At 59.4% G+C, this 21,834-nt stretch carries 22 protein-coding genes; 9 read left to right on the top strand and 13 right to left on the bottom strand.

Annotated features, from left to right (window positions below; translation table 11 throughout):
- The first annotated feature begins 8 nt into the window (after positions 1-8).
- Complete coding sequence (locus KUW67_RS09510) at positions 9-680, top strand: DsbA family protein (protein WP_224825050.1); 672 nt, start codon at positions 9-11, stop codon at positions 678-680.
- On the opposite strand, the gene lpxK is transcribed toward KUW67_RS09510, so the two are convergent.
- The 6 genes from lpxK to KUW67_RS09480 all read right to left on the bottom strand — a co-directional run bounded on the left by lpxK (position 665) and on the right by KUW67_RS09480 (position 6,869).
- On the bottom strand, positions 665-1,666 hold the full coding sequence (gene lpxK / locus KUW67_RS09505; RefSeq protein ID WP_224825049.1) for a tetraacyldisaccharide 4'-kinase: 1,002 nt from the start codon (positions 1,664-1,666) through the stop codon (positions 665-667). The two genes, KUW67_RS09510 and lpxK, sit on opposite strands and share 16 nt — an antisense overlap.
- Complete coding sequence (locus tag KUW67_RS09500; RefSeq protein ID WP_224825048.1) at positions 1,666-2,880, bottom strand: 3-deoxy-D-manno-octulosonic acid transferase; 1,215 nt, start codon at positions 2,878-2,880, stop codon at positions 1,666-1,668. The genes lpxK and KUW67_RS09500 overlap by 1 nt, the downstream gene beginning before the upstream one ends.
- Positions 2,881-2,886: 6 nt before the next feature.
- The gene (locus KUW67_RS09495; protein ID WP_224825047.1) at positions 2,887-3,129 is read right to left on the bottom strand and encodes a DUF4170 domain-containing protein; all 243 of its coding nucleotides are present in this window, start codon (positions 3,127-3,129) and stop codon (positions 2,887-2,889) included.
- Between the two features lie 63 nt (positions 3,130-3,192).
- Positions 3,193-3,963: a 3'(2'),5'-bisphosphate nucleotidase CysQ gene (locus KUW67_RS09490; protein ID WP_224825046.1), complete on the bottom strand. Its 771-nt coding sequence runs from the start codon at positions 3,961-3,963 to the stop codon at positions 3,193-3,195.
- Entirely contained in the window at positions 3,950-5,296 is a 1,347-nt protein-coding gene (locus KUW67_RS09485; protein ID WP_224825045.1) for a TldD/PmbA family protein, read from the bottom strand. The genes KUW67_RS09490 and KUW67_RS09485 overlap by 14 nt, the downstream gene beginning before the upstream one ends.
- Before the next feature lie 70 nt (positions 5,297-5,366).
- Positions 5,367-6,869 carry a DUF2125 domain-containing protein gene (locus tag KUW67_RS09480; protein WP_224825044.1) on the bottom strand — a complete coding sequence of 501 codons (1,503 nt, stop codon included), beginning with the start codon at positions 6,867-6,869 and terminating at the stop codon, positions 5,367-5,369.
- 141 nt (positions 6,870-7,010) lie between these two features.
- Here KUW67_RS09480 and KUW67_RS09475 point away from each other — a divergent pair, with 141 nt between their 5' ends.
- Positions 7,011-7,760, top strand: a complete 750-nt coding sequence (locus KUW67_RS09475; RefSeq protein WP_224825043.1) for an SDR family oxidoreductase — start codon at positions 7,011-7,013, stop codon at positions 7,758-7,760.
- Positions 7,757-8,365, top strand: a complete 609-nt coding sequence (locus tag KUW67_RS09470) for an enoyl-CoA hydratase/isomerase family protein (protein ID WP_224825042.1) — start codon at positions 7,757-7,759, stop codon at positions 8,363-8,365. Before KUW67_RS09475 ends, KUW67_RS09470 begins: the two co-directional genes overlap by 4 nt.
- Here KUW67_RS09470 and KUW67_RS09465 read toward each other — a convergent pair.
- Positions 8,362-8,673: an HNH endonuclease gene (locus KUW67_RS09465; RefSeq protein WP_224825041.1), complete on the bottom strand. Its 312-nt coding sequence runs from the start codon at positions 8,671-8,673 to the stop codon at positions 8,362-8,364. The genes KUW67_RS09470 and KUW67_RS09465 overlap by 4 nt on opposite strands.
- 93 nt (positions 8,674-8,766) lie before the next feature.
- On the opposite strand from KUW67_RS09465, the gene KUW67_RS09460 reads away from it, so the two are divergent.
- On the top strand, positions 8,767-10,038 hold the full coding sequence (locus KUW67_RS09460) for a mechanosensitive ion channel family protein (protein ID WP_224825152.1): 1,272 nt from the start codon (positions 8,767-8,769) through the stop codon (positions 10,036-10,038).
- The gene (locus KUW67_RS09455) at positions 10,035-11,195 is read left to right on the top strand and encodes a TIGR03862 family flavoprotein (RefSeq protein WP_224825040.1); all 1,161 of its coding nucleotides are present in this window, start codon (positions 10,035-10,037) and stop codon (positions 11,193-11,195) included. Before KUW67_RS09460 ends, KUW67_RS09455 begins: the two co-directional genes overlap by 4 nt.
- Here the strand turns inward: KUW67_RS09455 and holA are convergent.
- The 4 genes from holA to KUW67_RS09435 form a co-directional block, all read right to left on the bottom strand.
- Positions 11,192-12,220 carry a DNA polymerase III subunit delta gene (holA, locus tag KUW67_RS09450; RefSeq protein WP_224825039.1) on the bottom strand — a complete coding sequence of 343 codons (1,029 nt, stop codon included), beginning with the start codon at positions 12,218-12,220 and terminating at the stop codon, positions 11,192-11,194. The genes KUW67_RS09455 and holA overlap by 4 nt on opposite strands.
- Positions 12,217-12,702, bottom strand: coding sequence for an LPS assembly lipoprotein LptE (gene lptE, locus KUW67_RS09445; RefSeq protein ID WP_224825038.1), 486 nt, complete (start codon positions 12,700-12,702; stop codon positions 12,217-12,219). The genes holA and lptE overlap by 4 nt, the downstream gene beginning before the upstream one ends.
- Complete coding sequence (gene leuS, locus KUW67_RS09440; RefSeq protein WP_224825037.1) at positions 12,689-15,262, bottom strand: leucine--tRNA ligase; 2,574 nt, start codon at positions 15,260-15,262, stop codon at positions 12,689-12,691. Before leuS ends, lptE begins: the two co-directional genes overlap by 14 nt.
- 73 nt (positions 15,263-15,335) lie before the next feature.
- Positions 15,336-15,794 (bottom strand): DUF3576 domain-containing protein, encoded by a 459-nt coding sequence (locus tag KUW67_RS09435; RefSeq protein WP_255596789.1) that lies wholly within the window; start codon positions 15,792-15,794, stop codon positions 15,336-15,338.
- Between the two features lie 287 nt (positions 15,795-16,081).
- Between KUW67_RS09435 and KUW67_RS09430 the strand changes: the two genes are divergently transcribed.
- From KUW67_RS09430 to KUW67_RS09420, 3 genes are all read left to right on the top strand, one after another.
- On the top strand, positions 16,082-17,155 hold the full coding sequence (locus KUW67_RS09430; RefSeq protein ID WP_224825035.1) for a porin: 1,074 nt from the start codon (positions 16,082-16,084) through the stop codon (positions 17,153-17,155).
- Between the two features lie 99 nt (positions 17,156-17,254).
- Positions 17,255-18,706 carry a sulfotransferase gene (locus KUW67_RS09425; RefSeq protein ID WP_224825034.1) on the top strand — a complete coding sequence of 484 codons (1,452 nt, stop codon included), beginning with the start codon at positions 17,255-17,257 and terminating at the stop codon, positions 18,704-18,706.
- Positions 18,697-19,350 (top strand): YggS family pyridoxal phosphate-dependent enzyme, encoded by a 654-nt coding sequence (locus KUW67_RS09420; protein WP_224825033.1) that lies wholly within the window; start codon positions 18,697-18,699, stop codon positions 19,348-19,350. The genes KUW67_RS09425 and KUW67_RS09420 overlap by 10 nt, the downstream gene beginning before the upstream one ends.
- Here the strand turns inward: KUW67_RS09420 and KUW67_RS09415 are convergent.
- Positions 19,341-19,841, bottom strand: a complete 501-nt coding sequence (locus tag KUW67_RS09415; RefSeq protein WP_224825032.1) for a L,D-transpeptidase family protein — start codon at positions 19,839-19,841, stop codon at positions 19,341-19,343. The two genes, KUW67_RS09420 and KUW67_RS09415, sit on opposite strands and share 10 nt — an antisense overlap.
- A complete protein-coding gene (gene ribA, locus KUW67_RS09410) occupies positions 19,838-20,920 on the bottom strand; it encodes a GTP cyclohydrolase II (RefSeq protein WP_224825031.1) in 1,083 nt (360 codons plus the stop codon). Before ribA ends, KUW67_RS09415 begins: the two co-directional genes overlap by 4 nt.
- A gap of 162 nt (positions 20,921-21,082) precedes the next feature.
- Here ribA and KUW67_RS09405 point away from each other — a divergent pair, with 162 nt between their 5' ends.
- Positions 21,083-21,769, top strand: coding sequence for a response regulator transcription factor (locus KUW67_RS09405; RefSeq protein ID WP_224825030.1), 687 nt, complete (start codon positions 21,083-21,085; stop codon positions 21,767-21,769).
- The last annotated feature ends 65 nt before the right edge of the window (positions 21,770-21,834 follow it).

The raw sequence follows: 21,834 nt of genomic DNA, 5'->3' as shown, positions 1-21,834 counted from the left end.
AGGCACTTATGAAACCAATTCTGGGATATGCAGCACTCTTCGTCGGGGCGGTGGCCGTTGGCGGGTATTTTCTGAACTCCGGCGGCACGGGATCGACCCCGGCAGCGCCAGCGCTGGGCGCGGCCAATGCGCAAGACGCCTCCGAGATTGATACATCCGGCATCGTCGAGATGACGTTGGGCGAAGCGGATGCGCCGGTTACCGTGATCGAATATGCGTCTTACACCTGCCCGCATTGCGCGACCTTCCACGAAGGGCCGTTCAAGCAGCTCAAGGAAGAATATATCGACACCGGCAAGGTCCAGTTCATCTACCGCGAGGTCTATTTTGACCGGTTCGGTCTATGGGCCTCCATGGTGGCGCGTTGCGGCGGCGAGATGCGCTTTTTCGGTGTCAGCGAAATGATTTATGATCAGCAAAGCGAATGGACGCAGGGCGAGCCTGCGCAGATCGCAGACAACCTGCGCCGTATTGGCCGCGCGGCTGGCATGAATGATGACGAACTGGACGCGTGTCTGAACGATGGTGACAAAGCTCAGGCGCTTGTCGCGTGGTATCAAGAGAACGCAGAAGAGCATGATATCAGCTCGACCCCGTCTTTCGTTGTGAATGGCACGACCCACTCCAACATGAGCTTTTCTGAGTTCTCGTCGCTGATCGATGGTCAGCTCGACGGCTGATCTTTCACGTTACCCCAGGCGGTATCGAACGCGGACCAATCCGCCAGTTCGAGCCGCACGGGCAGGGTCAGCACTTTCTTGCGAAAACTGTCGGGCAGGCGCACAGCATCTTTTTCAGTCGTGACCATCTGAGCGCCAAGGGCCTTTGCCTCGGTCTCCAGCCGGGTCATCAGAGCATCGGTCAGCGGTTGATGATCCTCCAACGCCTCGCCCCGGTGCAACGTCGCGCCGAGTGATTTGAGCGTGGCGAAAAACTTTTCTGGATGTCCGATGCCTGCGAAGGCCAGCAATGGGGTACGCGTCCAGTCCATGCCGGTCATCAGGGGTTTCAGCTGTCCGGTGAGATGGGGGCATGGCAGCTTGGGTAAGGTCGCCGCAAAGCTCTCTTGTGCTGGGGCAGGCCCGATGGACAGGAGCATATCCGCACGCTGTAAGCCTGTTGCCACTGGCTCTCGCAAAGGACCGGCAGGCAAGACGCGGCCATTGCCAAAGCCCTTGGCTGCATCCACGACCACGATTGAAATGTCATAGGCAAGCGCCGGGTTCTGAAACCCGTCATCAAGCACGATCACGCTGGCCCCAGCCTTCACCGCGGCACGCGCGCCTGCGGCCCTATCCTTGGCGACCCAAGTCGGCGCGAAGGCGGCCAGCAGAAGCGGCTCGTCTCCGGTCTGGGCGGCTGAATGTTCACGCTCAATCACCTGCACCGGCCCATCCAGCGATCCACCATAGCCGCGCGAGACGATATGCGGGGTCTCTCCGCGCTCAATCAAGCGCTGTGCGATGGCGATTGTCGTCGGCGTTTTGCCGGTGCCGCCCGCGTTGATGTTGCCGATGCAGATGACCGGAACGCCGATCTTTTCACGCGGCCCTTTGGCCAAGCGCCGCGCCGTGCCGTGGGCATAAAGTGCCCCCAGCGGTGCCAGCAATCGCGCGCGCAGTCCTGGCGCATCAGGCGGCGTGAACCAGAAAGACGGCGTCCGCATCAGGCGGCTTCCAACGTATCAAGCGTGTCTGTCACAAGTGCCACAATCCGGTCCGACACTTCGGCGCCTTGGGTGCACACGTCCCAGGCCGCATGGGCCATGACGGCAGTGGTTTCCGGAAGCATCAACGCCTCGACCGCGCGGGCGAGCGTGGTGGTGTCGCGCACGCGGCGCACGGCGCCAGCTTCAATCAGGCGGGTGTAGCTATTGATATAGCTGCGCGTGTTTGGGCCGGCGAGAATGGCCGAGCCAAGCGCGGCAGGTTCCAACGGATTGCACCCCCCGCCATTCGACATGGATCGCCCCAGATAGGTGGTGGGCGAAAGCCGATACCATAGCCCCATCTCGTCATCATCCGCGTCCGCAATATAGACTTGCGTGTCTTCCTCCGGCTCTTCATCGCGCGATCGCAGATTGACCGTGAAGCCCTGCGCTTCGACTGATTTGGCAAGGCCCGGTCCGCGTGACGGGTCATCTGGCACAAGGATCAGCATAAGCCGATGCGCGGCGCGACTGGCGAGGCGATGCGCTTCAAGCACGGTGTTTTCCTCGGCGGGTTCGGTATGGGCTGCCAGCCAGACGGGTCGCCCGGCAAGCAGATTGGCCAGCGTGTCTCGCTCATTTTCGTTGCAGGGCAGCGCACTGGTGCTTTCTTGCAAGGTGCCGCTGACCTCGATGCGCCAGCGTGGTGCGCCGATCCGTTTGAGGTGATCTGCATCAGCCTCGGTCACTGCAAAAATCCGGCGCACGCGGTCCAGAAGAGAGCGATACATGCCCCGCTCCAACGGAGAGACTTGAAACGCTTCGGCCTCGGCATTCACCAGGAAGAGGGGGATGTTCCGCTCGCCGATCTCACTGATAAGACCGGGCAAGAAATAGCCTTCGCTCCACAGGCACAGATCGGGCTGCCAGTGATCCAGAAAGCGCGCGATGTTGGGCAGCGCTTCTGTGGGCGTCACGTCGATCAGAAGGTTCTTGGAAGGCCGCTCGGGAAGCAATTCCGCATCGGGCGCGGTCAGTAGGAACGACACGTCGGGCCGTTCGTTTTGCAGCCGGTGGATCAAACCGTTCAGCCGCCGCACCGCGTCGGCGCTGGGTGCATGAAGCCAGACCAGAAGCCCGCCGGGTCGATCCGCCCGCGCGCGCTTACTATCGGCACCAGAGGCCCCGCCCCGCAGCGCCAGATAGAGCGCCAGACCAAGCGACTGGCCCATCGATCCCTAGTCCAGTTCTTCGGTGGGGGAGGCTTCTGTTTCCTCGTCCCGCAACCGGTGCAGGTGGGCAATAAAGTAGCGCATATGGGCGTTATCGACGGTCTTTTGTGCCTCGGATTTCCACGCATCATAGGCGCTGTCATAATCGGGGAAGATGCCCACCACATGGATATCGTTGACGTCCTTGAAGGTCTTTTTCGTAGGATCGACAAGCTCTCCGCCGAAGACAAGATGCAGGCGTTGGGTCATGAAACGGGCCTTCCGAATTGCGGATCTGAAACTCGCCGCACCCTACGCCATCGGCGCAGACGGTCAAGCCAGAGCGTCGTGCAAAGCAGCGTGAAGCGGCCCATTGGCGGCCAGAACACCTTTTGTCTGTGGATGCGGATTGTTGAACCGCAGCGGGGTGTTACGCCGATCTGTCACCTCGCCCATCGCTTCGCGGATCAGCAGATCGCCTGCTGCAATGTCCCATTCCCAGCTGTCGCGCAGGGTGAGCATCGCGTCGAATTTGCCTTCCGCGATCAGCGCCATGCGATACGCGATGGACGAGCGGAAATGCCGCTCAACCGGGGGAACCTCCGCGCGCCAATACTCGGCGTTCATGTTCCACTTGTTGGCCAGCATCGTCGCCCCATCCAGCGCGTTTTCACTGACGCGTATCGGCGCACCGTTCAGCGTGGCGCCCTGACCTTGCGCCGCTGCGTAGAGCTTGTCTCGCATCGGCAGATAGACGACTGCCGCGGTGACCACGCCCGCTCGGGCAATCGCAAGGCTATGAGACCACGTGCGCGAGCCTTCGATGAAGGCGCGGGTGCCGTCGATGGGGTCGACGATGAAGACCGTGTCCGCATCAAGCCGTTCAGGCGTGTCCTCGGTTTCCTCAGACAACCACGCATAGTCGGGACGGCTGGCCATCAGTTCGGTGCGCAGCATGGCATCAACCGCCAAATCGGCCTCTGTCACGGGGCCTGCGCCGCCGTCTTTCTCCCATGTCTGGGGGTCGTCCTTGAAGTAGCCCGACGCGATCTTGCCGGCTTCCTGAGCGGCAGCGATCAGCAGGTCCAGATCAGTCTCCGGCAAGGGTCATCCCTTCGACCAGAAGCGACGGCACAACGCGGGACAGGTAGGTCCGCGCGTCATTGGCCGGGATGATCCGGCGCAGCATGTCGCGCAGGTTTCCGGCGATTGTGCATTCGTTGACGGCATAGATGGGCTCGCCATTCTCGACCCAGAAACCGGCGGCACCACGGGAGTAATCGCCTGTCGTCGGATTGATGGTCGAGCCGATCATCGAGGTTACCAGCAAGCCGGTGCCCATTTCTTTGAGCAGATCCTCGCGGGTCTTGTCGCCTTGCGTCAGTTCGACATTCCCCACCGAAGGCGAGGGCGGTGCCGACGTGCCGCGCGCCGCATTGGCCGTACTGTGCAGCCCCAGCTTGCGGGCATGGGCCAGATCCAGCGTCCACTGTTTCAACACGCCGTTTTCGACGATGTTACGGGCGGCCGTCGGCAGCCCCTCGGCGTCAAAGGGCTTGGAGGATGACATCCGCTTGCGATGCGGGTTCTCTGTCAGTGACAGCACATCTGGCAGAACCGGCTGGTCCATCGCATCGCGTAGCCAAGACGCGCCGCGCGCGATGTTGGTGCCGTTGGAGGCCGCCAAGAGATGCCCGATCAGAGAGCTTGAGATGCGTTCGTCAAACAGCACCGGAAAGCTCCCGGTCTTGGGTTTGCGCGCGCCTGCACGTTCCAAAGCGCGGGTCGCGGCTTGGTGTCCGATCTCTTCGGGGCTGCGCATGTCAGACGCGAAAACGCGAAAATCGCCGTCATAGTCACGCTCCATCTCGCTGCCGGTGCCCGTGATTGCAACACAAGACAGTCCATTATCGGTGCGCGTGTAGCCCCCAGAAAATCCGTTGCTGGCAGACAGATGAATGCGGCGGCGGCCATAGCCAGCCGAGGAAGACTGCACCTGACTGATACCCGCATGGCTTTGCGCGGCAGCTTCGGCGCGCAATGCAGCCTCTTGCAAGGCGGCAGGGTCCGGCTCTTCTGCCGGATCGGCCAGTTCCAACGCAGCAACGTCCCAATCGCGGGCAAGGTCTGCCGCATCCGCCAAGCCGATATGCGGGTCTTCGGGGGCTTCCTTGGCCATCGCGACCGCGCGTTCAGCCATCTGGGCAATCGTGTCAGGCTTTACATCAGACGACGATACACAGGCCTGCCTTTGGCCAATCAGCACCCGCAGCCCGATATCGATCCCTTCCGAGCGTTCGGCCTGCTCAAGCGTACCTTGGCGCACGTCGATGGACACTGACGTGCCATCGACCGCCATCGCATCGGCCGCATCGGCACCTGCGCGTTTCGCAGCGTCCAAAAGCGCCTGTGTCAGGGCATCTAGCGTATCGGCCATCGGGAACCTTCCTCAATCCATGTCACGAGGAGGTAGTCCGATGTGGGGGTCTCCGCAAGGCGCGCTGTGCTTAGCGCAGCCGCTGCCCGTTGGCCAGAACCTGCCCGTCCTCGGTCACTTCGATTTTCGAGGTCAGCTCATCCTCGCCCGTCGGTGTCGCAAAAAGACCCAGCATCATGCGTGCGCCCATCGCTTGCTCCTGCGGCAAAAGACCCATGGAGCTCAGCTTGTCGATCAACCCGTTGCCGCCTTCTAGCTTTAAATTCACCGTGCCTTCGGGGCGCGGCATGCCGTCAAACGTGGTCGTGTCGGCATTGTCGAACTCAAACGCGCCGTCGCCGGTCAGCTTGGCGCCTGCCAGCTCAACCAGAAGGTTGTTCAAATCCAGTGCATGGATTTCGCCGGGCGTTTCGGCGCTTTCCAAAGCGGCCGCTTGCTCAGGATCCATCAGATCAAAGAACCAGTTCGCCTTTCCGTCGATATCAAACGACACGGTGGCCGGATCGCGCGGCAGGATGGTGCCTGGGTCAAACATGTTCCACAGCGCGTCGGCCATGGTGAATTCGGTCAGGTTCAGGGCCAGACCGAAATCCTGCGGTTCTTCGGATTTGCTCATGGGCATGAGGAAGTCGAACCCGTACTCGGCCATCGCAAAGCTCAGCGGGAAGGGCAGATCGCCGGTCTGAACATTCATGTTCAACCCGCGCGTTGTGCCTTTATAACCGATGCCGTCTTCGCTCATCACAACGTCCAAATTGCCACCTTCCGAGGTGCCAGCGCCCGAAATCGTGTCGCCATTGCTGTCAAAGCTGAAGGTCGAGGCCGAACTATCGAACGTGTAACCCGCATCGCCCATCAGACCTGCAGACATCATCATTGCTGGATTGTCGGAGATACCGCCTTCCGGCAGAACCGACGTGCCGGTCATGGACAGGCCTTGAACCGTGCTGGAGAAGGCGGCTGTTTCGGACGCTTCGGGGTCTTCGAAGTTCATGTTCACAAGTGTGTTGACGGCGTTCAGCACATAGCTGACATCCATGGTCTCGCCCGCTGTCGTCTCATATGTGCCGGTGAGATCTGTGGCCATGACCTCTAGCGTCAGTGGTTGCTTGATGCCCTCGGCCAGTACCTCGTCCACGACAAGCCCGTAGCTGTCGGCGGCCAGCGCATAGCTCATTTCCTCGGGCGTGCCGCTGACCAGCATCGTCATGCCTTCCTGCACCATGCGCATGGTCATGTCGAAGGCTTCCGCATCAGCGGGATCGGCATTCACCTTAACGGTGTAATCCGGTGCCATCGTGACGCTGACGGTGCCGTCGCCATTATCTGTGAAAGCAAGGCTTTGCGTGATTGCAGAAACTTCGCCATCGGGGATTTCCATCAACATCGCGATGTTCTCGACATTCAGCGTGTCTCCATCCCGAGTTTCCGAACCGATGGTGACGTCGCCATCATAGGCCGTCATCCACTCTTGCCAGCTTTCCCAGACCTGTTCGGGTGTGACATCGGCATGGGCGGCGGTTGTGGATAAAAGCAAAGCAAAGGTCGGCAAAGCGGCGGCAAAACGAGGCATGGGGGGTCCTTTGGGTCTGAACTGTTATCGCCTAATGTCAGGCTGCACTGCACAAAGTGCAAGGGGCCTCGTTTTGTGACAGGCGGTTTTCACGCCCGCGCCAAGTCGCTACACCTGCAATGCGTTCAAGGGAGTGTGCCAATGGATATGACCGGAAAAACCGCTTTGATTACAGGCGCAAGCCGTGGAATCGGGGCCGAAGCCGCGCGGGTCTTCGCCGCTGCGGAGGCTAATGTTGCTTTGTTGGCGCGCTCTGAAGAAGCGATTGCCGATCTGGCCAGCGAGATCGGGCCGAAGGCGCTTGCGATTCCTTGTGATGTGAGCCGCTATTGGGAGATGCAGGCCGCTGTCGACGCCACGATCAAAACGTTCGGCACGTTGGATGTGTTGATCAATAACGCCGGTGCGATCGAGCCGATCAGTCATTTGTCCTCTGCCGATCCTGATGCATGGGGTCATGTGATCGACATCAACCTCAAGGGCGTCTTCAACGGAATGCGCGCGGCGATGCCAGTGATGGAGGCCGCAGGCCGTGGCACGATCCTCACCATCTCCTCCGGCGCGGCTCATGGCCCGGTGGAAGCATGGAGCCATTATTGCGCCTCTAAGGCCGGGGCCGCGATGCTGACCCGCTGCGCCGATAAAGAGGCCGCTGATAAAGGCCTGCGCGTCATGGGCTTGTCGCCCGGCACCGTGGCGACCGAGATGCAGCGCGAGATCAAGGCTTCGGGCATTAATCCCGTCAGCCAGCTGGATTGGAGCGATCACATCCCCGCCGATTGGCCCGCCAAGACGCTTTTGTGGATGTGCTCCCCCGATGCGGATGCGTTCTGCGGACAAGAGATTTCCTTGCGCGATGAAGACATCCGCGCGCGGGTCGGCCTTACATGATCCGTCTGGAGAAGGACGGTGACCTGTGGACGGCCACGATTGACCGCCCCGACAAGGCCAATTCGCTGACCCGCCAGATGCTGACCGATCTGGCAGATATCGCCGAAGAGGCCCATGCGGCGAAAGCTTTCATCCTGACTGGCATCGGCAAGGTCTTCTCCGCCGGAATGGACCTGGAGGCCGCCAAGGAAGGCCTCGCCACAGACCCCGTCTGGGAACGTCTCTCGGGCGCCATCGCCGCCCATCCTGGCCTGACGATCTGCGCGTTGAACGGCACGTTGGCGGGTGGTGCCATGGGCATGGCGCTGGCCTGTGACATCCGCATTTGCGTCCCAACGGCTAAATTCTTCTACCCGGTCATGAAGCTCGGCTTCCTGCCGCAACCTTCAGACCCCGCGCGCTTGGCGGCCTTGATCGGCCCCGCGCGGGCCAAGCTGATCCTGATGGCAGGTCAGAAAGTGACCGCAGAGGAAGCGCTGGCGATGGGGCTGGTCGAGCGGGTTGTTGAGGGCGATGAGTTGGTTGAGACGGCAGAGGCGCTCGCCGCAGATGTTTTGTCTGCAGACACCGCGCATATCGCGGGCATCAAATCCCTGATCGCCTAACGCCGCCGTTTCGGCACTTTCGACATGAACTCCGGCGGGCGCTTGCTGACCCAGCGAAAGAACTTCTCTAACCGCGGATGCCGCCGCAACGCCTCGACCGAGTTGTAAGCCCGCGCCAATTCCGCCTCGCTGAGCGTCGCGTGGATTTCCTTGTGGCAGATGTGGTGGATCAGCACTGTCGGCCCGCCTTTGCCGCCTTTCAGCTTTGGGATCAGATGGTGCAGGCTTTGGGGCACGCCGGGTGGAATGGGCCGCTCGCAAAGCGGGCAGAGCGGGTCCGGCGTGTCGGTGTCAAAACGGCTTTCCATGTCCGCATGACAATGGGATAACATCCTTGCAAGACAAGGGTGTTGGGTATGGATCTGGACAATTTACCGCCAATCTTCGGTCAGGCCTTCGAGATGATCGAGCCCGGTATTGAGCTTGCGCAACGTTGGCTTCTCAGCCCCGCAGCCTGGTCTCAATTTGCTCTGCTGATTGTGGCGTATATTCTCGCTGTCATCATCACGCGGCGTCTGTCCCCGACCTTGTCGCGCTTGCTGACACCGCCAAGCGATCAAGAGCATATCATCGCGCAAACCCGGCGCTTTGTGCTGATCTTCTTGCCTCTGTTGCTGCCGCTTTTTGCGTATGTCTTCACCGCGATTGGCGAGCAGGTTGTGCGCTCGCTTTTCGATTCAGGTGCGGTGATTGCCTTTGGCAAGCGCGTTTTCCTGTTTATTGCGGCGCGTATTCTGGTCAAACACATCATCAAAGACCCGTTCCTGAAATTGCTGGGCAAATACGTGTTGATCCCGGCGATGGCGCTCTATGCGGTGGGTCTTCTGGATGATGTCACGGTCGCGCTGAATGAAACGGTGGTGAACCTCGGCAACATCTCCTTCTCGGTGATGTCGTTGGTGCGCGGCGCGATTGCGGGCAGTCTGCTTTTTTGGCTGGGCCGTTGGTCAAACGATCAATCCAGCGCTTATATCAGCAAGCAGGACATGCGCCCCTCGACCCGCGAATTGGCGATCAAAGCGGCCGAGATCACGATCTTCGGCGTCGCATTCCTGCTGCTCATGAACATCATGGGCATCAATCTCAGCACCCTCGCAGTGCTTGGGGGTGCGATTGGTGTGGGCCTTGGTTTCGGTCTGCAAAAGATCGCGGCCAATTTCATTTCCGGTGTGATCCTGCTCCTTGAGGGGCAAGCGACCGTCGGCGACTATGTCGAGCTTGATGGCGGCGAATCCGGCACCATCGTCAAAATGACCGCCCGCGCCACGATCCTTGAAACCTTCGATGGCCGCTGGATCGTTGTTCCGAACGAGGATTTCATCACCACGCGCGTGGTGAATCTGTCCGATCAAGGCTCGGCCAACAGGTATGAGGCCGCGTTTTCGGTCAGCTATGACACCGACATCAACCTTGTGCCGGACATCATCGAAAAGGCCGTCTCCACCCACCCGGATGTGTTGCAGATGCCCGAACCTCCGGATTGTGAGCTGCGCGGCTTTGGCGATAGCGGCATTGATTTCGCAGTGGAATTTTGGGTGAATGGTATTGATGACGGGAAGAACAAATACACGTCCGATGTGCTGTTCCTGATTTGGAATGCACTCAAGGACCATGACATCGAAATCCCCTATCCCCAGCGTGTGGTGGAGATCAAAGGACAGTTGCCCCAGTGAAAACCGCTCTGGTCATCGGGGCCGGACCGGCTGGCCTGATGGCCGCCGAGCAGCTTGCCCGCGCGGGTCTGCACGTGACCGTGGCAGAGGCGAAACCATCCGTGGGGCGCAAATTTCTGATGGCGGGCAAGTCGGGGCTGAACCTGACGAAGGCAGAGCCATTCGACACCTTCCTGCCGCACTATTTTGAGGCCGCAGGGCGTTTAAGCCCGATCTTGGAGGCGTTCGATGGTGATGCTGTACAAGACTGGGCGCGTGGATTGGGGCAAGAGGTCTTTACCGGCTCGTCGGGTCGTGTTTTCCCCAAAGTGATGAAGGCCTCACCGTTATTGCGCGCATGGTTGGCGCGATTGGCTGAGCTTGGCGTCGATATCCGCACCCGCTGGCGTTGGAGCGGTTGGGACAATGGCTTCCACTTCGATACGCCCTCTGGTCCCGAAACCCAGACGCCCGATGTGACCATTCTGGCGCTTGGCGGCGCGTCTTGGGCGCGGCTTGGATCGGATGGCGCGTGGACTGAGCTGTTCAAGACCAAAGGCCTGCCTCTCGCCCCGTTCAAGCCTGCGAATATGGGGCTAGAGGTCGATTGGTCGCCGCACATGGCCAAGCATTTCGGCGCGCCGTTGAAGGGGATTGTGCTTGTTGCCGGGGATCAGCGGGTCAAAGCCGAAGCACTTCTTTCTGAGCGTGGTCTTGAAGGCGGCGGCATCTACGCTGTGTCACGGACGGTGCGCGATGGCGCGACGCTGCAAATCGACCTGCTGCCAGACCTGAGCGCGGATCAAATCCGTGCGCGTCTGGCCAAACCGCGCGGCAAGGCGAGCCTTAGCAATCACTTGCGCAAGGCCCTGCGCCTTGATCCCGCCAAACAGGCGCTCTTGATGGAGTTCGGGAGGCCACTGCCAGATGATCTTGCCCCGCTGCTGAAAGCCCTGCCGATCCGCCACGCGGGGCCCCGGCCCATGGACGAAGCGATCTCGACCGCAGGCGGTGTGCCTTTTACGGCTTTGAATGACGATCTGATGCTGAAAGATGCCCGCGGCGTCTTCTGCGCTGGCGAAATGCTGGATTGGGAAGCGCCTACAGGTGGCTATTTGATCACCGGATGCCTTGCGACCGGGCGCTGGGCCGGGCAAGCCGCCGGACGGTTCGCCTAGCGGCGCGCTTGCGCGAGCATCGCCAACCGGATCAACGCGCGTTCCATAACAGCCATTTGCGGAGATTTAGAGGTGGAGCGCAGGGTCAAATCTGCATCCAGCAACGTCTCCAAGGCTTTTTCCAATCGGTCCCGTCCGATGCCTTGCGCCTGCCGCAACATCCTGTCCCGGCGTGGTCCATAAACCGGTGGGCGCAGCTTGCCGATGCCCGCAGGCGCACCGCCGGGATCAGAGGCCGCCGTATAAAGCTGCCGGAAATGCCGGGTCGCCCCGATGCACAGCCCCACGGGCTGCATGCCTTGGGCTTTCAGCTTTTGCATGACCGGCCCGATCTCGTTCGTGCGCCCTTCGGCTACGATGTTCAGAACATCATCCAGATCCGCCTCGGTCGAGGAGGGCGCGCAGGCCAGCACATCCTCCGATCCGACCGGGGTGCTGTCGCCCAACTTGTACAGCGCTAGCTTCTCAAGCGTTTGCCGAAAATCGCCCGGCCCCAAATCGCGCGCCAGATTGGTCAAATCGGTCATCGCCTCCTGTTCGATCTGCGCCAGACCGGCGGCTTTCAGATCGGCTTCAATCTCGTCCCGCGTGGGTGGGTTATCGTAGATCCCGGCGGCATAAGCATTGGGATGACCCTCAAACAGTTTGCGCAGGCCTGAGCTTGCCTTGAGTGCACCCGCCGTCACGATCACTTGCGCGTCGCCCTGTTGCCAGTCCTGCAACGCCGCTGTGATCGTTTTGGTTACGGTCTCATTGGCGTCTTCGACAAAGGCCACACGGGGGCCGGGGAAAAAGCCCTGCGCCTTGATTGCATCGTTCAGAAGGGCGCTGTCTTTGCGCAGGTCAGACGCGGGGATACGGGTCAGGCGCATCTCTTCTTCGGCGTTTGGCCCCAACAGCGCTGCGATCACTTCCTGACGTTTCAACGCGACGCGCATGGCATCTTCGCCAAAGATCAGGAGGCCTGTCCGATCCGCTTCAGGCTTTGAGAAATACCGCCCCGCATCGCGCGCGGTCAGCTTCATTGCCAGCTGCTCGACGTTGCATAAAGCCGCGAGACGATCTGATCGGCCAGCGTCGTTGTCAGACGCTCGAACGCGTCATCGCGCGCGCTGGATGTGGCCACCGTAGAGCCACTGGCGGAATAGCCGGTGAAATTGCTCACCTTGCCTGTGTCCAGCACTTCGGGTGTGCCTGTGCGACGAACTTGGTATCGCGCCGTGCCAATGACATTCAATCGGGTAATCGACTGCTCGGACGTGATCGCCAGGTTCTCGGTCTTCAGATCAAGCGAGACGGCCATCGTATAGGGGGCCGCATCATTGCGCCCCAACCGGTCTTCCAGCTGTTTGCGCAGGTTGAAGCTGTTGGCGTCGTTTGGGGCCTCAAACAGGATTTGGTCATAAAGACCGCGTGCAGAACCGGACGTGCCGTGGACCGGCTCAAACCCGCATGCGGGTAGAGCAACAAGGCCCAAAAGAAGGCTCCGGCGGTCAAATGACGACATTTACGATTCTACCCGGCACGACGATCAGTTTCTTAGGAGCGGCACCCGCAAGCGCCTTTTGCACAGCATCATGTGCCAGCGCGAGCTTTTCAACCTCTTCTTTAGGCATGTCTTTGGCCACGGACAGTTCGCCGCGGCGCTTGCCGTTGATCTGAATAGGCATCGTTACATTGTCTTCGACCAGCATCGCCTCATCAGCCACGGGCCATGCAGCGTTTGCGATCAGGCCCGCGCCGCCCAGCTTGGCCCAGATATCCTCGGCCAGATGCGGGGTCATGGGCGACATCAGTTGCGCCAGCGTGCGCATGGCTTGCTTGCGGGCCGTACCGCCAGCTTTTGATTTCTGCACAACATTCGTGAACGCGTAGAGCTTGGCGATAGAGGCGTTAAAGCCAAAACTTTCAACGCCCTGCGTGACCTCAAAGATCGCCTTGTGCATCGCACGCAGCAGATCTTCATCGCCTTGGCCTATACCGTCCTCCATCTGGGCAATCTCGTCGGCAATGCGCCAGACGCGCCCCAGATGTTTATACGCGGCCTCGGCCCCAGAGGCGGTCCATTCGACATCGCGTTCGGGCGGGCTGTCAGACAGCACGAACCAGCGCGCAGTATCCGCGCCGTATTGTTCGATGATGTTCACCGGGTCGACGACATTGTTCTTTGATTTGGACATCTTGGCGGAAGGGATCACTTTGACCTCGCGCCCGTCGTCTTTCAGAAATGCCTTGCTGTCGCGCAGTTCTACCGTCTCAGGATAGTGATAAACCGGACGACCGTTCTGGGGGTCTTCGGTCTGATAAATCGCGTGTGTCACCATGCCTTGGGTGAACAGCGCATCAAACGGCTCAATTGCCTTGGCGGGCAGGTGTCCGGTGATGTGCATTGCACGGGCAAAAAAGCGCGAATAGAGCAGATGCAGAATCGCATGCTCGATCCCGCCGATATACTGATCCACATTCATCCAATAGGCAGCATCTTCGGCCACGGTCGGCGTGTCCGCGCGTGGCGCGGTGAAGCGCGCGAAATACCATGAACTGTCGACAAACGTATCCATCGTGTCCGTTTCGCGCTTTGCGGGTTTGCCACAAGACGGGCAGGCGCAGTCGCGCCAGATCGGATGCCGATCCAGCGGATTGCCGGGAGTGTCAAAGGTGACATCCGAGGGCAGTTCGATGGGCAGGTTCTCTTTCTTTTCAGGCACGACGCCGCACTCGTCACAGTGCACAACGGGAATCGGGCAGCCCCAATAGCGCTGACGGCTCAGCCCCCAATCGCGCAGACGAAACTTGGTGACTCCCTGACCCACGCCATTGTCTTCGCAAAAGGCAATCGCTGCGTTGATGCCCTCTTCACCGGTTTGCTCCGTCTCGCCGGCAAAACCACGCACATAAATGACCTTCTCGGTCTTCGCGGGAACAAAGGCATCGCCGCCATCCTCGGGCATGGCGGAGCCGTCATCTTCGGCAGGGGCATAGGTCGAGACGACAGGCAGATCGTATTTACGGGCGAAATCCAGATCGCGTTGATCATGCGCTGGGCAACCAAAGATTGCGCCAGTGCCGTAATCCATCAGAATGAAGTTGGCGATGTAGACGGGCAGTTCCCAAGCGGTATCAAAGGGATGACGCACTTTGATACCGGTGTCGAAGCCGATCTTCTCCCCGGTTTCCAGTTCTTCCTCAGTCGTGCCGCCTTTGCGGCATTCGGCGCAAAACGCAGCGACCTCAGGGTTATCCTTCTCCAGCTGCTTGGCCAGCGGATGATCCGGAGAGATGCCAACAAAAGACGCGCCCAGCAGTGTGTCGGGCCTCGTTGTATAGACCTCGATCCTGTCGAATCCTTCGGGTGCCTCAATGGCGGAGAATGCAAATTGCAGACCGCGCGATTTGCCGATCCAGTTGGCCTGCATCAGCTTCACCTTGGCAGGCCAATCATCCAGCCCGTCCAGCGCATCCAGTAATTCCTCGGAATAATCGCTGATCTTGAAGAACCACTGCGTCAGCTCGCGCCGCTCAACCTCCGCGTCCGAGCGCCAGCCCTTGCCGTCGATCACCTGCTCGTTCGCCAGCACGGTCAGATCAACCGGGTCCCAGTTAACCACGGCATTTTTGCGATAGATCAGCCCGGCATCCATCATGTCGATAAACAGCGATTGCTGTTGGCCGTAATACTCGACATCACAAGTGGCCAGCTCACGGCTCCAATCAATGGAAAAGCCCAGCGGCTGCATCTGTTTGCGCATGTCCGCGATGTTGGAATAGGTCCATTCTGCCGGATGAATGCCCCGCTCAATTGCCGCGTTTTCGGCGGCCAGACCGAAGGCATCGAATCCCATCGGGTGCAGCACATTATGGCCCGTCGACAGCTTATAGCGCGCGATCACATCGCCCATCGTGTAGTTGCGCACATGGCCGATATGGATGCGGCCCGATGGGTAGGGGAACATCTCAAGCACATAATATTTCGGCTTGTCGTCGGTCCGTGTGGCTTTGAACGTCTCGGCCTTGTCCCAGGCCTCTTGCCATTTCGCTTCGATTTCGGCGGGGGCGTAACGCGACATGCGCAGGGTCCTTCATATGAAAACGCCGGGCATCACGGCCCGGCGCTGTAATAGTTCGAGTGGGCTAAACGGTCTAGAGGGCGTCGTCACGTAGACGAAGCTGGCGCGCCCGCGTAAGAATCGCATCCTCGACAGCCCGCACGGTGTCAGGGTCCGCAGGGCCCGAACGGGTCTGCAGAGACAGCACAAGCGAACGGGCATCAAGTGCCGGATCCTGAACGTAAACCGTAGCGCGATAGGCGCGGCCACCGCCGGGCGGTGTGCCAAAGCCCATGACCAGAACGCCTGTGAACGGATCAGCGGCCTGAACAGGCATGAAGTTCAAAACATCCAGCGATGCGTTCCAGATATACTTGTTCACCTTCACGGTGACATTTGGATCGTCATTGTTGCCGAACAGATCCCAAATCGTTGAAGAGCGTGTGCGCCCGTCCGGGTTCAAATCAATCTCGGACGCATCGCTGCGGTCCAGCGCACGGCCAAAGCCGCCGCTTCCGATACCGCCACTGCATCCGGCAACCATGGAAGCCATTAGAATGGCTGCGAAAATCTGTTTGATATACACGGTGAGACCACCCGACCCCAGTTGTTGTCTTTCGCATTACCTACCCAAGCCTGCCTTGCGCGACAAGGTTTAGTTGATGCCATTATATAAAGGGGGCCAAACAGACTTGTGGCAAAGATGCACCAGAGTGCGGTTTGTTGAATCCACGAGGCCAAGGCTTTCTTGCAATCAAACCCCGAAAGAGAGAGACAGACTTCATTCTCAAATCGGAGTTCCCCGTTTTGAGTGCACCTTTTAGATAAACGAGGGAAAACATGAAAAAGACTCTTCTCCTCTCGACAGCTCTGGTTGCCTTCGCTGGCATGGCTGTTGCAGATGTCGCCCTGACCGGCCGTGCCGAAATGGGTATCGAAGGCGGTTCCGACGAGAACAACGCTGACTTCTTCACCGACATCGACGTTACATTCACCATGTCTGGTGAAACCGACGGCGGTCTGTCCTTCGGCGCATCCGTCGATCTGGACGAAGGTGGCGACGGTTCGGCTGCTTCCGACGACAACACCGACGACGGTGGCGCAACGATCTTCATCTCCGGCGGCTTCGGCACGCTGACGATGGGTGACACCGATGGCGCTCTGGACTGGGCTCTGGTTGACGCTGGCAACAACGGCAACGGCGGTTCGCTCGACGACGACGAAACCACGCACGCTGGTTACCTCGGTGCTTACCTGGACGGCGCATATGACGGCCAGATCGCTCGTTACGACTATTCCTTCGGCGACTTCGGTGTTGCAATCTCGGCTGAGACCGACGACAGCGACGACGATGGCGACGATGATGGCGAGCGCGACACCGGTTACGCTCTGGGCTTCAAGTACGACACCGACCTGGGTGGCGCTGCTCTGAGCCTCGGCATTGGTTACCAGTTCGCAGCTGGTGGTTACGAGATCGACCTGGGTTCCTACGACGACACGGGCGATCTGGAAGCAACTCTGGGTGACACGGACGCCATCGGTGTTTCGATCTCCGCGGCGTTCACCAATGGCCTGACCGCTGGTATGACCTATAACAGCTGGGACGTTGATGATGACGACGGCCTGGAAGCTGACATCCAGCACGTTGGTGTTGGTGTTGGTTACACAACCGGCGCTCTGACCCTGCACGCAAACTACGGTGTGTTCGAGATCGACGATCTGGGCGACATCGGCGACGCAACGGTTGAAGGTTACGGTCTGTCCGTGGCTTACGACCTGGGCGGCGGTGCAGTTGTTCACCTCGGCTACGGCAACTCGTCCTACGACCTGGACGACGATCTGGCGACTTCGCTGGGCCGCGACGACGACGACGAGTCCTCGACCTACTCCTTCGGTCTGGGCCTGTCGTTCTAATCGAACGCCAAGCATAGCTTAGGGAAGAGCGGGCCTTGTGCCCGCTCTTTTCTTTTGGGGCCAAGGCGTTCACAAGAACGCAAGCAGGAGGCTCCTATCATGGCACCAAAACAATCCGTTCAAGCGCTCTTTGAAAAAGGGTCCAAGCTGGCGCGCGCTGGCGACTTGAACGCAGCTGCCAAGCAGTTTCGCCTCATCCTGAAAACCAATCCCAAAGTTGCCGAAGCGCAGTTCCAACTTGGACAGATCGCCGCTCGTCAAGGCAACGGGGTTGAGGCGACCACGCGGTTCGCCGCCGCCTACAAACTGCGCCCGTCCGAACCTGGTGTGATTGCGGCATATGCGGGGGCGCTGCATCAAGCCGGTAAAGACGCGGCGGCCCTGCCGCTTTATGACAAGCTCATCGCGTTGCGCCCCCACGACGCAAAACCCCGCGCGGATAAGGCGTTTTTGTTACAACGCGCAGGCCAATTCGATGCGGCGGAGGCAGAGTTTCGCGCTGCTCTTGCGAATGATCCTAATGACGGTGAGCTTTATCGCGTCTTCCTTGCCACCAAGAAACTAAACGCGGATGATCCACTGATCCCAACAATGAAAACCGCATGGGAAAGCGTCAAACTCAATGATCGAGGGCGTGCTAATTTGGGGTATGCGTTGGCCAAAGTGATGGAGGATACCGGCCAGTATGATCAGGTGTTCCGCTATCTCGATCCTGCGAATGCGCTGATGGCAAATGCATTTCCCTTCCAAATGTCAGACCGCGAGGCAGAGATCGATACGGTTTGCCGTCTCTTTGAGGACTGGACGCCTTCTGAATTGGAAAAGACGACCAGCGCGCAACCGATCTTTATCACTGGCATGCCACGTTCTGGTACAACGCTGATCGAACAAATCCTCGCAAGCCATAGTCGCGTGACGGGCGGTGGCGAGTTGGCCATCGCGCTCAAGCTCGCTTATCAGGCCATCGAATTTGAGAACGGCGGCAGGGGCCCCACGCCCAAAGCCATCGCAGACCTTGGTTTCGCCTACGAAAAAGAACTGCGTCGCAAGATTGGTCCACATGACATTGCGACCGACAAGTCGATCCAGAGCTATATGGTTATGGGCCTGATGCAGCTTGCGATCCCCGGTGCGAAATTTGTTATCGTCAAGCGCGATCCGCGCGATGTGGGTCTGTCGATCTACAAGAATTACTTCACTGCAGGCACCCATCGCTATGCCACCGATCTACGCGTCATCGGTCAGTATATCGCGCTTTACGAGCGCATGATCGCTTTCTGGAAAGCCCGCATCCCTGATGCGATCTACGAGGTTGCCTACGAAGACTTGATCGCAAACCCCGAGGTTGAGACCCGCAAACTGGTTGCTGCCTGCGGTCTTGACTGGGAGGAGGCTTGCCTCAACTTCCATCAGACGGATCGCAAGGTGAAAACGCTTAGCTTGCATCAAGTGCGCCAGCCGATTTATGCGTCCTCCACAAATGCGTGGCAGCGCTATGAGAAAGAGCTGGCCCCGCTGATCGAAGCTTTGGAGGAGGGCGGATGTCTTTAGACGATATCAAACAACGCATTGAAAAAGCAGAGAAAGACGCGGGTCGCGAGATCGGATCAACCCATCTGATTGCCGTGTCCAAAGTGCAGCCGAACGCCCGTGTCGAGGCCGTCTTGCAAGAAGGGCATCGCCTTTATGGCGAGAATCGCGTGCAGGAAGCGGCTGGAAAATGGCCTGACTTTCGTGAGCAATTTGATGGCATTCAGGTCCATCTGATCGGCCCTTTGCAGACCAACAAGGCGCGTCAGGCGATGGAGCTTTTTGAGGCGATTCACTCGGTGGATCGTCCGAAACTCGCCAAGACCCTTGCCCGACTTGCGCAAGAAATAGGCACTTGCCCAGATGTGTTCCTGCAAGTGAACACCGGCGAGGAAGACCAGAAAGCAGGCGTTATGCCCGCAGATGCCGACGCGTTTGTTCAGGAGTGTCGCGACCTTGATCTGCCTGTTCAGGGCTTGATGTGCATCCCGCCGGTGGACGAAGAGCCGTCTCTGCATTTCGCGCTTCTGGCAAAGATCGCCAAACGGAACGGTTTGACCGGGCTTTCCATGGGGATGTCTGGCGATTTTGAGCGTGCCATCGCCTTGGGGGCCACCCATATCCGCGTCGGCTCCGCGATTTTTGGCGAACGCACCTATAGCTGAGGTACGATAACCCGGCTCTCGTAGCGAATTTTTGAGACGATCCAGCGCAAGTGATTGCGGCGAAAGGCGATACAGCCTTCGGTAGGGTACCCTGGCCTACGCCATTGATGCAGGAAGATCGCCGATCCACGCCCGCGTTCTGCATAAGGCCAGTTCCAGTCGGTAACCAGCACGATATCGTAAAGCGGATCTGCGCGGCGGAGCGCCTCATGACTATGGGGATACGGCGCGCGGACCATCAGGTTATAGTCCTGATCGCGCATATCATCTGACCAGAGATCACCGGGCCGGATCGGCACCCCCCAATCTGCCGGTCGCGCCATACGGTCAGGACGATAGAGCAGGCCAACGATGCGGTGAACGCCCACAGGCGTCGCCCCATCGCCTTCGCGTTTATCCGCGCGGATGCCGCCTTTGCCGATGGTGCATGGAAACATCCGGCCCCGAAAGCGCAGTCCGCGTTTGGTCAAAACCAGATCATCTGGCGTCACAGAATATGCCCGGATTTCTTTGCTTTGGTGTCCAGATAGGCGGCGTTGTGGCGATTCTCACCGACTTTCAAAGGCACACGCTCGGCAACGGCGATCCCTGATTGCTCCATCATTGCGACCTTTGCGGGGTTGTTCGTCAGCAAACGCACCGATGAAAACCCCATCTTTTTCAAGATGTTCGCACCGATTCGGAAATCACGCTCGTCATCCTCAAAACCTAGACGGTGGTTCGCCTCGACCGTATCAAAGCCCTGATCCTGCAAGGAATAGGCGCGCATCTTGTTGGTCAGCCCGATGCCGCGCCCCTCTTGGTTCAGATAGAGCAGGACGCCTGCGCCTTCGGCCCCCATCTGCGCCAACGCGCCGCGCAATTGCGGGCCGCAATCGCATTTTAAAGATCCCAGCAGGTCGCCGGTGAAACACGCCGAATGCAGGCGCGTCAGGGCAGGGACGCTGCGATCCGGTTGCCCGATCTCAATCGCGTAGTGTTCTTCAGACCCATCATCGGGGCGGAAGATATGAAGCCGCCCGGCCTCTGATACCTCAAGCGGCACGCGGGCGCTGATCACAGGCGACAAAGGGGCGGCTTCCGTCTCAAGCACGACGCTTTGCGGCGCGATGGTCAACTGGTGCGCCGCAGCAAAGGCCGCGCCATCGCTGAGCGTCAGAACAACCGCAGCGGGCAGCAACCGCGCCTCTTTCATCAGATGAATCGCAGCGCGTGCGCCCATTGCATCGCCTTCACGCGCCGTGACCAATGGCCCTTTCATCGGGGTGTTCAGGTCATCTGCCGGGTCCGCGACTGCCTGCACCCAAGACAAGGGCGCATCAGACGGCAGTGCGATCCGCGCCAAGTCGCAATCATAAGCGCGCGCTTTCAGGGTCTGCGCCCGCCAGCTGGTCACCACCAGCCAAGGCGTGCCCCCCAACGCGCGAAAATCGGCCAATCGCCCCGCGCTAAGCGTTTCGGCTGCGAGCACCAGGACGTCCTGCGCTCCGCTTAGAACGACAGGTACGCCCATACGCAGGTCAGCGCGGGCACGGGCAATCAGATCGGTGGTGTTGGGGCTGAGACTCATGTGAAAGATCCTCGAAGAGTTGGTGCATATTTACGCGGCTTCGCCGGAACTTGAAACATTTACCTGCATTCCGACACGAGAGCGTGAGGAAGTGCAGCAATTCTTGCCGAAATGCGAAATCGCTTCCATGTGAAGATCAATCGCAACCGGAGGACCACGATTATGGCCCAACTGAAACGCATACTTCTAGTCGATGACGATGACGACCTGCGCGAGGCGCTTGCCGAGCAACTGATGCTGACGGAAGACTTCGACGTCTTTGAAGGTGGCAACGGTGCCGAAGGGATGGAGCAGGTGAAAGCCGGCCTGTTCGATCTGGTGATCCTCGATGTGGGTCTGCCCGATACAGATGGTCGCGAGCTGTGCCGCCTGATGCGCAAGCAGGGTGTGAAATGCCCGGTGGTGATGCTCACCGGCCATGACAGCGACGCCGATACGATCCTGGGCCTTGATGCCGGTGCCAACGATTACATCTCCAAACCGTTCAAATTTCCGGTGCTTCTGGCCCGCATCCGCGCCCAACTGCGCCAGCACGAACAGTCCGAAGACGCTGTCTTCCAGCTTGGGCCGTATACGTTCAAGCCTGCCCAGAAGATGCTGGTCACCGAGGACGAGCGTAAAGTGCGCCTGACCGAGAAAGAGACAAACATCCTCAAGTTCCTCTACCGCTCGACCGATGGTGTCGTGGCGCGCGATGTGCTGCTGCATGAGGTGTGGGGCTACAACGCGGGGGTCACGACCCACACGCTGGAGACGCATATCTATCGCTTGCGCCAAAAGATCGAGCCTGATCCCAGCAACGCACGGCTGCTTGTCACGGAAAGTGGCGGATATCGGCTTGTGGCTTGATCCAAGTCAATGAATCGCTCGTAAAGAAATGTGTAGGACTTATCTAACGGTTACCCTCTCCGTCC

The organism is Cognatishimia sp. MH4019, assembly GCF_020177595.1.
Classification (GTDB): domain Bacteria; phylum Pseudomonadota; class Alphaproteobacteria; order Rhodobacterales; family Rhodobacteraceae; genus JAHTBL01.
Note: the sequence above shows the minus strand (reverse complement) of the source record. Positions and strands in the feature narration are given on the sequence as shown.